The sequence below is a fragment of the Streptomyces lucensis JCM 4490 genome, assembly GCF_014650035.1.
GTDB lineage: Bacteria > Actinomycetota > Actinomycetes > Streptomycetales > Streptomycetaceae > Streptomyces > Streptomyces lucensis.
Window position 1 is genome coordinate 346,203 of record NZ_BMUE01000007.1, and the last position, 14,082, is coordinate 360,284.

Consider the following 14,082-nt stretch of genomic DNA (forward strand, 5'->3'; position numbering starts at 1 on the left):
GCGTCGGCGCGGGTCTCGGTACCGATGAACTGGGCGAGCGAGCCGGCGTAGCCCAGACCGAAGTGGCTTTCGAGGTTGGTCGAGTCACGCCAGTACTCGTACGTGCGCTCGGGCGTCCACGGCGCCACGATGCTGTGCACGATGAACTGCGTCGGCCGGATCGCGGGCTGCGCGTCGCTCTCGGGCCGGAGCTCCATCGTCTTCGCAAACGGACACCAGGCCATTACGACTCCCCCGGTCCGGGCCGGGACGCGTCGGCACCCGTGTGATCGGCTCTGCCATGAGTCGCCTACTCGGCGTAGTGGATGATCAGCTTGAACTCGGCGATCCTCAGCGCAACGGGGGCGCTCGCGTTGTGCGCAACGCGCAGGGCGAGGGGGGTCGCTGGATCCACGAAGATCCCCCACACCTTCGTCCAGTACTGGCCGCCGGACGTCACCGCCCGATGGTCGGTTGCGGTGGTGTCGTTCGGGTTCGGCGTAAAGCCGAACGGGTCCCGCACGAACTGATCCCTGAACTCGGTGGCATCGGAGGGGTCCCACTGCATCAGCGCCTGTAGCGTTCCCCAGCCGGCCCGCTCCGGCCAGATCAGACCCGACCGCGGGTCCGAGTCCCAGTTAGCCGAGTCGATCACATAGCCGTTCGGCTGCCGCCTCTGGTGCATGTTGTACCGGTCCGACGGCTCGGCCGTTCCGAACGGGAACTGCACGATCTGGTACGTCGTGCCCGGGGCGATCATCTGCCGGGTGCTGCGCTTCAGCGAGCAGACGCGAACGCCGAAACCCTGCGTGGATCCACTGGTTGCCATGGCGGCCCTACTCTCCTGTGTAGCCGGACATACGGCGGGCGGTCTCGTCAGGGAGGCCGAGACCGACCAGGGCGTCTAGTCCGTCTTCGTGCGCTGCTCGTCGTCGGCCAGGAGCCGCGCGTTCGATGCGCTGCGCGTACTCCTCGGCGCTCACGAGCCTGCCAGACGTCGTCAGCTCCGGTACGCCCGCGACGGTCGTTTCCATCCCGCTCAGCGATCCGTCATCGCTTACACCGTGTCCTACATGGTCAGTTTGCCGAGGCGTTTGTAGCAGCAGAGGGCCGCTGCGGGTCCGAGGAAGGCCAGGTAGTTGCGGTGGTGTCGCTCGTAACGGGGTGACAGGCGGCGGTAGCCGGTCAGCCAGGAGTCGTGCGCTCGATGACCCACCGGCGGCGGCCCAGTCGTTCGCTTGAGTCGATTCCCTTGCGGGCGATGCGGACGCCGATCCGCTGGCTGTGCAGCCATCGCCGCAGGTCAGGAACGTCGTACGCTTTGTCGGCGTGCAGGCGCTGAGGTTTGGAATGGTCGCTGTGGGATTCGTGTCCTACGTGGAAATGAGCGACCATCGGCTTCAGCGCGAGGCTGTCGTGAGTGTTCGCCGCAGAGAGTCCGACGCGTAGGGGCAGACCGTTGGCGTCGGACAGGATGTGCATCTTGGAACCCGGCTTGCCCCGGTCCACGGGCGATGGACCTGCAAGTTCGCCCCCTTTTTGGCGCGGACGAGAGCGGAGTCGAGCACTGCCCGGGAGAGGTCGACCAGGCCCTGACTGTCAGGCAGTTCGAGCACCTTCTGGTGCAGCCGGCCCCAGACACCCGCACGCGACCAGATCAGGAACCGGCGGTGCACCGTGGACTTCGACGCCCCGAAGCACGGCGCAGGGCCCGCCAGGCGCAGCCGCTGACCAGGACGTAGATGATGGCCGCGAACACCGCCTCGTCATCGATGTTGGCCACCCCTCCGCCCTGCGGCCGAACCCGCGCCAGCGGCAGCATAGGCCTGGCGATCTCCCAGAGTCCGTCCGGAACGATCCATCCCCACCGTCCACTCCCCATGCCCAGCTCAACTGCAAACTGGCCATGTAGGACCCGGTGTTAGACCATGTCCTATGTGGTGAGGCGTCGTTGAACTTGGCATGGGGCGGGGTACGTGGAGTTGGATTGTTCCGGACGGGTTGTGGGAGATCGCGAAGCCGCTGATCCCTCCGTCGAAGGTGCGGCCGCAGGCTGGGGGAACGCAGGACACGCCTGATGAGACGCTCTTCGCCGCGATCATCCACGTCCTCGTATCCGGCTGTGCCCGGCGTGCGTTGCCGCCGTGCTTTGGTATCTCGAAGTCGACCGCCCACCGGCGGTTCTTGATCTCGTCCAGAGCCGGTGTCTGGGGCCGTCTCCGCGAGGCCGTGCTGCCCCGGCTCGACGACGCCGGCCTGGTCGACGTCACCCGGATCGTCCTCGGCACCGCCCACGTCCGGGCTGAAAAGGGGGGCGAACACACGGGTCCGAGCCCCGTGGACCGGTGCATGCCGAATTCCAAGATGCACGTCCCGTCGGACGCGAACGGCCTGCCCCTCCTCGTCGGCGTCTCCGCCGGCAACACCCACGACAGCGAAGGACTGAAGCCGATGGTGGAGGGTCACCAAACGAGACACGACCCTCACCGCGGCCGGTACTTCAAGCCCCAGCGCTTGCACGCGGACAAAGCCTACGACCGCGCTGATCTGCGTAGATGGCTGCGCGGTAAGCGCATCGGAGTGCGCATCGCCCGCAAGGGCATCGAGTCCAGCGAACGATTAGGGCGACGCCGCTGGGTCGTCGAGCGCACCATGTCCTGGCTGTCCGGCTACCGGCGGCTCAGCCCCCGCTACGAACGCGATCCCCGGAACTACCTGGCCTTTCTCGGACTCGCCGCCACCCTGTGCTGCTACAAGCGACTCGTCCGCCTCACCACATAGGACAATGGTCCTAGCAGTCCGCGGCTGTTCGGCAGGGCGGCCGCGGCCGTGGTGCGGGCCAGGTCGGCGGTCGCGACGACCGGCTGCCCGGCGCGTGTTCACCGCCGGTGCCCGCATGCTCATGCGCTGAGCTCGGTCCGTGTCGTTCGGATCAGGTCGGCTCAACGGTCCACGGCCAAGCGGCCTCGCGGCCGGCCTCGATGAGGCCGACCATCCGGAACGCGGCGTCCGTGAGGCCACCGAAGGTGTGCCGGTTAGGGCCGGTGGGGCCGTGGGCGGGCCGGTACCCCGCCAGGTTCCAGATGTAGACCGGGATGTCGGCCGGAACTGGCTCGCCCGGCTCGCCGGGGCCGTAGGGGGCGGCCTGCTCGTCGGTGACGATCAGGACCCGATCGTGGTCCCGGTAATGGGTCCGCACCGCCTTCGTGGTGTGGGTGCCTCCGAGACTGCGGAAGCGTTTCAGCACCTCGAGCACCGGCTCGCCCGGCTCGAACGGCACCTCTGCGCTGCTCCAGCCGAACTCCACTAGATCCGCCTGCTCGGCGCGCATGGCCAGCGCGGTGCCGAACACGGCCGCCGCGTCCGCCCGAGTCAGCTTGGACCGCTCGGAGACGGTGTCCCAGAACATGGAGTCGGACCGGTCCACCAGGATCAGAGTCCGGCCGGGCAGGGGCGGTACGTTGGCCAGGGAGTGCCCCAGTGCCCGTTCCAGCGCGGCCGCCCAGCGCTGCGACGGCGCGTGCTGGTGGGCGGCCAGGTAGCGGAAGGGGAACTGCCGGGACCGGGCGACTTCGGAGGCATCCGAGAGCCGTGCGGCGACCCGGGCCGCGACTTCGTCCGAGACCCCCGCCTCGTCGAAGTTCCGCAGGTTCCGCAGGAGCGCCATCGGCGCCATCGTGGGGATCACGGCTTCCCAGACCACGGCGTCCATCGGTCCGTGGAGCCAGCCCGCCAGGGCCTCCCACGTCATGCCTGCCGCGGCCAGCCGCTCGGAGCCGCCCGGTCCGGTCACCATCGCCCGCCGCTCGTCCGCAGCCGACTCCATCAGCGCCTGGTGGGCGGTCAGCAGGTGGTCGGAGGCCGGCGGAACCGCCTGCTCCGGTTGGTGGCGGCGGTCCAGGGCGTACCGGAAGAGCGCGCCCTGCCAGGGCTTGTCCGGGTCGGGGCAGGCGTGCACGAGGTTGAGCACGTCGCCGAAGCGGAAGCCCTTGGACGCGGTGTCGTACTTCAGCAAGGACCGGGACGTGTACAGTCGGCGCACGCCGTCGGCGATTCCCCGCTTCACGGGCTGCGGCACCTTCCGCCCGTGCACCGAGATCCAGTGGGCGAGCAGTTCGCCGGGCTCGTCAGCGCGCTGGAGCACCGAGTCGATCACGGACCGGTTGGACGGGCCTGCGGACGCCCCGGCCTCAAGCCGGGCCTGCACGTACGCGGCTGCGCCCACCATGGATGCCGTACGCATGTTGCCCTCGCCGCGAAGCCAGCGCAGCAAGCCGGCCGTCCACACGGGGTCCTGGACAGCGAGTTCACCGACGAGACGGGCGTACCGGTCGTCCCGCTCCTCACCGCTCTCGTAAAAGGTCCGCTGGGAGACAATGTTGCCGACCGCAAGGAGAAAAAGCTCCTCGCGGGGCTCCCGGACGAAGGCCGGACCGCCCTCGTAGGTGCACAAGTTGGACCTGGCGGGCCCGTGATGGAGCCGTGGTGGAAGCAGAGAGCCGGCGGCCGCCGAGACGTGCGGGGCCACGAGCATCTCGGGCCAGATCTTGGAGACGCGTGGGATGTAACGAGGCAGCGAATCCCCCCCGGATTCGAAAGATGGGACGGCCCCGGCCAAAAGGTCCGACGGGGCGAAGACGCCCGCGCCTGCCGAGATCAAAGAGGGCGGCGGCGTCACTTGGTTGTCAGAAGGAAGTAGCCGCAGCCGAGCGCATCGGAGGCGCGGTCGCGATGCCAACGTACAGCTGCCACCAGGCCGCACACCAGCGATTAACGCAGGCCCATGGGAGCACGCATCCCGCCCGCCCGGGCAGCACGGCAGGGTCCGGGTCGACAGCGTGTGCGCCGTCGTCGACGCCTCGGGGGCGTGGTTTCGGGCCTGGGCGGATGGTCCACCTCGCGGGCGGGCCGGCTGGAACCGCTGGTCGAGCCGATCGCCACGACCCAGTACCTGGCCGCCGCCGCGTCCGTGAAGCTGGAGGCCATCGAGAACCCGTAGTTTAGGCGGCCGATCGACGTCGCCCAGTACGGTGCCGGATCCGCCCGCCGCATGATCAGCGCCTGCGTCGCCGCGCTGAACGGACCCATCTTCCTGATGTCCACGGCCGGCGTCCCGACGATCCCCCATCCCGTCCTGTTGCCGATGCTGCTCCTGATCGCGGCGCCGCGCGGCCGGGGCGCGATGCGAGTGGCGCAGGAACGGTACGTGCCGGTGATGAGCTGGGTCGAGCACGTGCGGGCCAGCCGCCTCCTCGCAGCAGCTGATCCATGTGTTCCCTTATCAGGTCCTGTCGGTGCTCGTATGGCGATGCGTCCTACATCAGGATGTCGAACGGGACGTGGCTAGATCGACAGCGGCTCCTCAGTTCTTCCAAAGCGTGCCCCGCACGACGGTTTACCTGTGTCGTTCGGCGGCATGCCGGTGCCCACTGGTGCCGTGCCGAGTCAGTCGGTCGGAGTTCTCTCCGCATCTGGTGGAGTTCCGCCCGGATCCGCTCCCTCACCGGCCGGGGCAGCGGCCGCCCGATGAGAAGCTCCACGTTGGACCGGCCGAGCACCCAGGCGACGTACAGCAGCAGCACGCCGATGGACAGGGAGGCGATGCCGTCCCAGAGCCCGGATCCCGTGAGCTGCCCGCCCAGCAGGCCGCCCGCCGCCAGCACCAGGCCGATCAGCGCAGCCGAGTCCTCCAGAACCACCGCCTTCACGGCGGTGTCGGGCGTGTGCCGCAGATAGAGCCTGAAGGGCATCCCGCGGCGGTCCGCGTCACCGCGCGCCTGACGCACCCCGGTCCGCAGCGAGAAGCCCTCCAGCACAAAGGCGACCGCGAGGACGATGTACGACACCCGCGGGTCACCGAGCGTCTCGCCCCTCGTCAGGGTGTGGATGCCGTCGTAGAGGGAGAAGACCGCGCCGCCGACAAAGGTGGCGACTGCGGCGAGCAGCGCCCAGACGTAGCGTTCGGGGCCGTATCCGAGGGGATGGTCCTCGTCGGGGGGTTTCCGGCTGCGCTTGAGAGCCGTCAGCAGCAACACCTCGGTGACCGTGTCGGCGACCGAGTGCGCGGCCTCGGAGAGCATGGCGCTGGAGCCGCTGATGAGGCCGGCCGCCACCTTGGCCATCGCGATGCCGAGGTTGGCGAGGGCGGCGACAACGACCGTGAGGGTACTTCCGACGTCGGTGTCCCGCCGGTCCGGGTGCAGAGCTTTCGCCATGTCCCTCAGTGTTCCCGCGGAACCCGTACCACGCCCTCCTGGATGACCGAGATGGCCAGGCGCCGAGACGTATCTGCGTGCCCGTGCACCCCTGTCACGTACGTATCGCGTACCAGACTGCGCGCGAGGCCGCTGCCTGCGGCGGGAGTGGGCAGGTGCGTGTCCAGGAGGGTGCAGATCAAGCTCCGGTGGCCAGCGCGGAACATGCGAACAATCCGCCGCGGGGCCCTCCGCCAGCGAACTAGCCTTGTCGGCCCGCTCATCAACACGCCGCGGCAATGAAGGACGGGCGCGCCGGATCGTCCACCGGAAGCCCTTCGGTCAGTCGCACAGCGGGTGGATGCGACGGCCGGGGCGCTGCGAAGTGGCGGTCGCGGCTGCTCCGGGGAAGGTCGCCGCGACGGCCACCGGGTCGTCCGCCGACCGGCTCTGAGTCTGGGCGGCGAGGTGGTGGCACGCCGTCCGACAGTCGGTGGTCCTCGAACCGCCGCGCCAGCATGCGCTCGGCCAGCCATAGGTGCCACACCCATCGGTGACGCCTGTCCGGGGTGTCGCTGTCGCTCGACGGCCGGACGGCGGCGCGCCACCGCGGCACGAGAGTTCCGGTCGGCCGTCGGACCTGTGCCTACCTGGAGCGCGTCGACGTGGGCGAGGGTGCTGTTCGGGGCGCGGCGTCCACCGAGGCGGCTGCGCCGTAAGCCCGAGGCGCCCGCAGTCCCCCGATCAGCCCCCCGATCACCACCGCGATCCCCAGCCACACCGAGGATCCCGGCACCCCCGAGCCCGTCGCCGTGCCGGCCGCTGCCGCCGCGAGCGGGGCGATGCCCGCGAGGAGGCCGGCGCGGCCGGTGCCGACGGTGCGTACGGTCGAGTACCAGAGCACGAAGGCGACCGCCGTGACCAGCAGCGCCAGGTAGCCCACGGCCGCCCACTGCGCCCCCGTCAACTCCCCCGCCGCCGTGGGGCCTTCGCGCTCTACTCCGAGGACGGCGAACAGCACCGCGCCCAGCCACGACGCGTGCACCGACACCCCCCACGGCGTGTGCCGGCCGAGCACCGGTACCGCCAGCAGCGTGAACGCCGCCTCGCAGCCCAGGGCCAGGGCTGCCCAGGCCACCCCGGCCGCATCCGTACGGCCCGTGCCCTCCACCAGGACCGCGCCCGCCACCACCACGGGCGCCGCTAGCAGCACCTGCCGGCTCGGAGCGCGCCGTTCCAGGAGCGGGCCCAGGACCCCGAGGACCACCGGCACAGACGCTACCGCGACCGCGATCACCGCGGGCTCCGCGTGCGCGACCCCCCGCACCACGGCCACGTTGAACAGCAGCAGCCCCGTCACCGCGAGCCCCGCCAGCCACAGCCACTCTTGGCCGCGCGGCCGGACCGGGCGGGTACCGGCGAGCCGGGCGAGGAGCAGCAGGATCGCGGTCGCGGCCGCGTAGCGCACGGCCTGGGCGGTGAACAGCGGCGCGTCGACGAGCGCGTGCGACACGCTGACGCTGCTGCCGACCAGCACCATCCCGACCATGCCGGGGATCAAGGGCGCGAAGGATGCGGAAGGGGTGTCCATGGGTCCACCCTGGCCGCACAATGGACGCCATGGGCAGGTCCAGAGAGCCGTCGGTCAAGGGGTCCAAAACCTCCACAACGGACGCGACGGTGAGATCGACCGGTGCGGCTTCCGGCGTCGGCGGCGCGGCCGACGGCCGTCCGCCTCGGCCCGGTGCCTCCCTCGGCTCCGATTTCCTCCAGCTCGACATCGCCGACGCGCCCCCGGGCGGGCGGACCGCCTGGCTCGCCGACCGACTGCGGTCGGCCATCGCCGACGGCCGACTGCCGGTCGGGACGCGGCTCCCCGCCAGCCGCGTGCTCGCCGAGGAGCTTCGCGTCACCCGGGGCGTGGTCACCGAGGCCTACCGTCGGCTGTCCGAGTCAGGTCAGATCGCCGGCCGGGGCAGAGGCGGCACGGTGGTCGTCGCCGCCCCGGCGCCCCCGGCGTCTCCCTCAGCACCGCCCACAGCCTCCACGGCATCCGGCCGCCCCTCATCCTCGTCACCGCCCGCCGCCGAGCATCGGGCCTCCCACCCTCGCACCCCCACCCCCGCCCCCGCCCCCGACGCCTTCTTCGCCTCCCCCCACCGCGACGGCCTTGTCGACGCCCTGCGCGGCCTGTCCTGCCGGATCGACCTCTCCCCGGGCGTGCCCGACCTCGCCGCCTTTCCCCGGACCGCCTGGCTGCGCGCCGAACGCGCCGTCCTCGCTGCCGTCACCCCGGCCGACTTCGGCTACGGCAGCCCCCAGGGCGCGCCCGCGCTGCGGCGGGCCGTCGTCGGCTGGCTGGCCCGCAACCGCGGCATCCGCGCCGACCCGGACGAGGTCGTGGTGGTCGCCGGTGTGGCGCAGGCCCTGGGGCTGCTCGGGCAACTGCTGCGTGCCGACGGCGTCGACCGCGTCGCCGTCGAGGACCCCGGCTCGCTCGGCGCGCGCCAGCAGCTGGAGTACGGTGGCCACACGACCGTCCCCGTCCCCGTTGACGCCGGCGGCCTCGACGTCGACGCGCTGCAGGTCTGCGGGGCCAGGGCCGTGCTGATGACCCCGGCGCACCAGTTCCCCACCGGCGTTGTCCTCGACGGGGGACGCCGGCGCGAGCTGCTGCGCTGGGCGGCCGAGGGCGGCGTCGTGATCGAGGACGACTACGACGCCGAGCACCGCTACGACCGGCCCCCCGTACCGGCACTGCGCTCGCTGCTGCCCGACGGGGTCTGCTACGCGGGCAGCGTCTCCAAGTTGCTCGCCCCGGCACTGCGAGTCGGCTGGCTCCTGGTCCCTCCGCACCTGCGCGACGCCCTCGTCACCGCCAAGCGGTACGCCGACCTCGGCAACGGCATCCTCACCCAACTGGTCCTGGCCAAGCTCATGGACTCGGGCGAGCTCGAACGACACCTGCGCCACGTCCGGCGCCGCCACCGAAGGCGCCGGGACGTGATGCTGCGGGCCGTCGAGGCACACTTGCCCGGCGCCCGCGTCCACGGGGCGGCCGCCGGACTGCACCTCATGGTCACCTTCACCGACGAGCCCAGCAGCCGCGTCCGCGACACCGACCTCGCCGCGGCCGCGCTCGCCCGGGGTGTGAAGGCCCACCCCCTGTCCTGGCACCGCCTCACCCCCGGCCAGCCCGGCCTGGTCCTCGGCTACGCGGCGGGCGCCGCCCACGAGATCGAGGAGGGCATCGCCCTCATCGGGGAGGCGCTGCGGACCCTGCCCGCTGCCGCCTGACCCCGCCCCCGGTGCCCTCGCCTGGCCCGTCCCTGGCCCGGGCTGCGCGCGAGCTGAGCGCCGACGCGGACGAGCTGGTCGCCCGGTGAGCGGCTGGGTCGTGCGTGGCTGGGGCCGCTGGCCGCAGCGGACCACGACCCGTGGTGGCTGCGCCAGGAACACCAGGCGCGACCATGGCCGGCCAGCCGCGGGTGCTGGGCAAGGAGAAGAAGGCACCCGGTTCAGGGACGATGTGGCGGGCAGCGGTACCCGACGCATAGCGTGGTCCCCGTTGATGAGGTTGATGCCGGCGTGGGCTAGCCGTTCGGGCCTGCTTGACGTAGGCGGTGGAGGCGTGGGGGCTGGTGGCCCGGTCGCGCTCGCCGTGCACGAGGCCAGCCGCCTTTCCGCTCAGCTGCGCATAGGGTTCACCTGACGGCAGCCAGGGAGCGAGTGCCAGGACACCGTGTACTGCCGCCAAGTGCAGCCCGTCGTGGCCACAAAGATGATCGCCGCGAGGACTCGCGGTCACCGTACCGCCGCCGACCGCCGCCTTGCGGCCGTGCTGGAGCAGGTGGAACCACCCGCTGAAACAGCTCCCACAATCCGTCCGGCACCATGCGCTCGACCAGCACCCTATGATGCACAGCCGAAGCCGGATGATTGTCACTACCGGCGACCGTTGACCTGCGGCTCCAGGGTGACGAGGCATGACAGGTGTCGCCGCATCGACGTGTTCCTTGTCACCAGCCACAGACTCGGGTCAGAGGGCGGCGCTCTGAACTAGGGGCGGGGCGGTCGGATTCGAACCGACGTCCTCCGAGATGATGTCGCGGCGCACTACCTCTGTGCTACGACCCCGCCTTGCTGGTGATCATAGTCCTCACCCATGGCGATGAACAGGCGATATCAGCTGCCGGCGTCGCCACCAGCTCTCCGCCCGTCTCCCCCTCACGGACGCCGCACACGTGCCTCGGCGGCTGCTCGGTAGGGGGCACAGCTACATGTGTCTCAGGCGGACTTCGACGGCCAGCCCTACGTCAAACGCGCCATCGACGGATCGGTGCGCCACCTGCCGGACCACATCCGCGGCAAGGGCAGCTCCGTCATCGACAACAGCGGCGGCACCGCGCGCATCCATCAGCGACTTGCGCTCCTACCAGCTCAACGACACCACCCACAGCCTGCGCAACAACGACACACCCTGCGGCGCCTCATGACCGCCCCAAGCCTGACGAACTGACACTCACACTCGCCGACGTCGCCAACCTCACCGTGCACCCAGCAGGCTGGCTACTGGACTGCCCGCCCGTCGTGCACTCCCTGGCCGGCCCGCGGGGAGCACTCCCTCGATGCGTGGCGCGTGGCTGCAGCAGGGCCCATCTCCGCGGGCGCGGGGCGCACTCGACGGTCACTGAGCCGTCCGTGAAGGGGAGGGGGGCCATTCCCGCGAACGCGGTAAGCACATCGTGACGGGGTGGAGGACATCGTCGACGAGGGGACCGCGAGGTGCTGGCTGCGATCATCTTTGTGGCCACCTCGGGCTGCACCTGGAACCAACTACGGCCGGGCTTCAGGCTGTCAGGCGTGACAGCCTTCCGCCGATTCACTGATTGGACCGAGTCGCGGGTACCCAAGCTCCACCGCCTGGCCTTGGACGAACTCGGCTCCCGGGGCGAGCTGGGCTGGTCACGGTGCGCGATGGTCACGCGATAAGTCCGGGCGGGTGCGTCCAACCTCCGGCTGTCGTCGGCGCGCCGGACGAGGCGGTCCCCATATTCCTTGAACCGCAGTGCACCGAGCCCCAGGCGCCGTGGCGGCACACGAGGGACCAGGTGGCAACTCGTCGCCCGCCGACTGACCAACCGCGAGGTCGCGGAGGGCATCGTCGGGTGACGGTGCCGTCTCTGCACGCTCCGCGCTCGGTGTTGTGGGCCATTCGGGGGTACATGCGCGCCATGAGCACCGATTCTCCCTCCACCTCCGCAGTCCCTGCCGGGGGCTTCCTGGCCGAACTACGGGACGCCATCAGCTTCCGTGCCTTCGGACTCGTCCTGGGCGGTCTGCTGATCCAACTCGCCTTCACCGTCTCTTATCTGGGCGCCTTTCACTCCCCCACCCCACACCGGATCCCGGTGGCGGTGGTGGCCCCGGGGCAGGCCTCGGCGCAGATCGTGGCCAAGCTCAACGGGCTCGACGGCGACCCCGTGAAGGCGACCGCCGCCGCCGGCGAGTCCACCGCCCGGCAGCGGATCATGGACCGTAGGGCGGACGCCGCGTTCCTGTTCAACGCGAGCGGCACGAAGGACACGCTGCTGGTCGCCTCGGCCGGCGGCCCCTCGGTGTCACAGACCGCCTCACAGCTCGCCCAGAAGATCGAGGCCGTGCAGAAGCGGCAGGTCGCGGTCACCGACATCCAAGCCCCCAACAGCGGCGACGGGCGCGGCATGACCTCCTTCTACCTGGTGCTCGGCTGGGTGATCGGCGGCTACCTGACGGCGACGATCATGAATATGGCCGCCGGTTCACGACCGGTCAACCGGCACCGGATCACGATCAGGCTGGTGGTGCTGGGTATGTACGCGATCGTGTCCGGGGTCGCCGGCGCGGTGATCGTGGGCCCGGTGTTCGACGCGCTGAGCGGTCACTTCTGGGCGCTGACCGGGATCGGCACGCTGGTGGTGTTCGCGTCGGCGGCGACTTCACTCGGGCTACAGACGCTGCTGGGCATGCTCGGCACCGGGCTGACCATCCTGCTGTTCGTGGTGCTGGGCAACCCGGGCTCGGGCGGGGTGTACCCGTCGGTGCTGCTGCCGGGGTTCTGGAGCGCGATCGGACAGGCACTGCCGCCGGGCGCGGGCACCACGCTGGTCCGCAACACCGTGTACTTCGATGCGCACGCCACGTCGGTCGCCTGGTGGGTGCTCGCCGCCTACGCAGCGGGCGGTACCGCGGTCGCGCTGGTCGCGGCCTGGTGGCGGGAGCGACGCAAGGCGTCGGCCGTCAGCGCCGTCGGACCGGACGGCGGCGGACCGGACCCCGTCCCTGCAGGGTGACGGCCGTGCCGACCGGCATCACGCGGTCCACGGGGCCGGCTCGTGGTCCCGCACCAGCATGGACAGGACGAGCACCGACTCCGGCATGGAGAGTGGGCCGGACGCGCGGCGCTCCGCCACGAGCGAGGCCCCGCGACGGGCCTGAATCCATGGACTCCCCCACTCCGAAGCGCGAGGACGACCGGATCACACCGAGCCGGCGCCGGGCGTGCCCGGACACGTCCGGGCACGCCCGGGATGGAAAGCTCAGCCCAGCAGCTCAGCGCTGCCGGCCGGTTCGCGCCGCTCTTGTCCGTTGATGCGGTGCCTTTCGACGGACGAGCGCCGGTACACCTCCTGCCGCACCCTCTGGATCTCGCCGATGGGTCGGTGTTCCTCGCGTGATCGCCACGGCGTGATCGACGTGGCGTCGGCGGCCGCCAGGTTGTCGTTCCTGCCGATGTCCTGGCGCGGGAGATCCACACGGGCGACCGTCACCCACGGGGACAGCTCCTCGGTCCACTTGACGGACGTGTTGTCCACCGGCATCCGGACCAGATCGGTGTTGAGCTGGACCTGCAGCTCGAAGGAGTGGTCTCGCTCCGCGGCCTCGGCCACCAAGGTGCGACGGAATGCCTCGTTGTCCGCGCGCACGTCCACGATCTGGTGCGTGAGGGAGGCCAGGGAGGCGGCCGTCGGCACCGTACGGATCTTGGCGATGTGGTCGCCGTACCGGAAGGCGCCCATGCTGTTGTAGGTGTACGACAGCAGGTTCCTGCGTGGGACGGCAGTGAACGACAGCATCGCGAGCAGTTCGTCCCACAGCCAGCTGCCGGGATCGGTGAGCGTCTGTCGGCGGGTCAGGAACTCCGCCATCCAGGTCTTGCGGCGGGCTGGATCCACCAGGGCCTCGGGCAGTTCGGCGAACAGATCCTCGATCACCATGTAGTCGTAGGCAGTGTTCGCGAAGAAGACCTCGTTGTTGATCAGGTTGAGGTCGAAGGTGCCGCTGTCTCGTTCGTCGTCCAGCAGTGAGGGGCCGGCGACGCCGAACATCTTGATGCCCATTCCGCACGCCGCGCCCAGTTGGTGGTCGGGGCGGTGGTGGCCCAGGCCGTTCGAGTAGCGGACGACGGCGTCGTACACGGTGGGCCGGGCGAAGATGCCCTGACCGTAGAAGCCGGGGTTGTCACCGACCGTGACCGTGGCCTTGAGAAGGCCGTAGGTCTTTGCGTGGGCAGCGCGGACAGCCCGGTCGACGTTCTCACGCTCGACCGAGGCGCGAGTACGGCGCGCCACCTGGGCGACAACTGCCTCCATCTCCTCCTGGTACGACGGACGTTCGATGGGACGGTATTCCTCGTAGCGGACGGGCTTCATGGTGCCGCCTCCCTGTCGCGGATGTCTGCCCACAGAAACTAGTCCGCAATTCGGTTGTGCACAATATAACTGTGGGCAATCGCACGCTGACGCCGGTCATGGGTGCGCTCCTTGTGCGCGGCGACGGCGCCGGCCTCGATCACGGAACAACCGCACTCACCGCAAAGTCCCCGGGCGTGGGTCATGCCAGCGGCCGAATGAAGAGCTACAAGATGCTC

9 protein-coding genes and 4 pseudogenes are annotated in these 14,082 nt (G+C 70.4%); 6 read left to right on the forward strand and 7 right to left on the reverse strand.

The window, feature by feature from the left end:
* Positions 1–289: 289 nt before the first annotated feature.
* Positions 290–808 (reverse strand): hypothetical protein, encoded by a 519-nt coding sequence (locus IE177_RS18855; protein ID WP_190016499.1) that lies wholly within the window; start codon positions 806–808, stop codon positions 290–292.
* 240 nt (positions 809–1,048) lie between these two features.
* Positions 1,049–1,861: pseudogene (locus IE177_RS18860) on the reverse strand (IS5 family transposase).
* Between the two features lie 80 nt (positions 1,862–1,941).
* Between IE177_RS18860 and IE177_RS18865 the strand changes: the two are divergent.
* The gene (locus IE177_RS18865) at positions 1,942–2,760 is read left to right on the forward strand and encodes an IS5 family transposase (RefSeq protein WP_190016500.1); all 819 of its coding nucleotides are present in this window, start codon (positions 1,942–1,944) and stop codon (positions 2,758–2,760) included.
* Between the two features lie 151 nt (positions 2,761–2,911).
* Here the strand turns inward: IE177_RS18865 and IE177_RS18870 are convergent, their stop codons facing one another.
* Positions 2,912–4,513 carry a TROVE domain-containing protein gene (locus tag IE177_RS18870; RefSeq protein WP_190016501.1) on the reverse strand — a complete coding sequence of 534 codons (1,602 nt, stop codon included), beginning with the start codon at positions 4,511–4,513 and terminating at the stop codon, positions 2,912–2,914.
* 333 nt (positions 4,514–4,846) lie between these two features.
* On the opposite strand from IE177_RS18870, the pseudogene IE177_RS18875 reads away from it, so the two are divergent.
* A pseudogene (locus tag IE177_RS18875) lies at positions 4,847–5,233 on the forward strand (ABC transporter ATP-binding protein); the annotation flags it as partial.
* Positions 5,234–5,294: 61 nt separating this feature from the next.
* On the opposite strand, the gene IE177_RS18880 reads toward IE177_RS18875, so the two are convergent.
* On the reverse strand, positions 5,295–6,194 hold the full coding sequence (locus IE177_RS18880) for a cation diffusion facilitator family transporter (protein WP_190016502.1): 900 nt from the start codon (positions 6,192–6,194) through the stop codon (positions 5,295–5,297).
* Between the two features lie 625 nt (positions 6,195–6,819).
* Positions 6,820–7,764 carry an EamA family transporter gene (locus tag IE177_RS35445; RefSeq protein WP_190016503.1) on the reverse strand — a complete coding sequence of 315 codons (945 nt, stop codon included), beginning with the start codon at positions 7,762–7,764 and terminating at the stop codon, positions 6,820–6,822.
* 20 nt (positions 7,765–7,784) lie between these two features.
* On the opposite strand from IE177_RS35445, the gene pdxR reads away from it, so the two are divergent.
* On the forward strand, positions 7,785–9,470 hold the full coding sequence (pdxR, locus tag IE177_RS18890; protein WP_190016504.1) for a MocR-like pyridoxine biosynthesis transcription factor PdxR: 1,686 nt from the start codon (positions 7,785–7,787) through the stop codon (positions 9,468–9,470).
* Between the two features lie 450 nt (positions 9,471–9,920).
* Here the strand turns inward: pdxR and IE177_RS18895 are convergent.
* Positions 9,921–10,069 (reverse strand): annotated as a pseudogene (locus IE177_RS18895) (transposase); the annotation flags it as partial.
* 386 nt (positions 10,070–10,455) lie between these two features.
* Between IE177_RS18895 and IE177_RS18900 the strand changes: the two are divergent.
* The 3 genes and pseudogenes from IE177_RS18900 (at position 10,456) to IE177_RS18910 (ending at position 12,505) form a co-directional block, all read left to right on the forward strand.
* Complete coding sequence (locus IE177_RS18900; protein ID WP_229816121.1) at positions 10,456–10,692, forward strand: hypothetical protein; 237 nt, start codon at positions 10,456–10,458, stop codon at positions 10,690–10,692.
* 230 nt (positions 10,693–10,922) lie between these two features.
* Positions 10,923–11,153: pseudogene (locus tag IE177_RS18905) on the forward strand (transposase); the annotation flags it as partial.
* A 254-nt stretch (positions 11,154–11,407) separates the two neighbouring features.
* Complete coding sequence (locus tag IE177_RS18910; protein ID WP_229816122.1) at positions 11,408–12,505, forward strand: SNG1 family protein; 1,098 nt, start codon at positions 11,408–11,410, stop codon at positions 12,503–12,505.
* Between the two features lie 246 nt (positions 12,506–12,751).
* On the opposite strand, the gene IE177_RS18915 is transcribed toward IE177_RS18910, so the two are convergent.
* Positions 12,752–13,864 carry a catalase family protein gene (locus tag IE177_RS18915; RefSeq protein ID WP_190016506.1) on the reverse strand — a complete coding sequence of 371 codons (1,113 nt, stop codon included), beginning with the start codon at positions 13,862–13,864 and terminating at the stop codon, positions 12,752–12,754.
* Between the last annotated feature and the right edge of the window lie 218 nt (positions 13,865–14,082).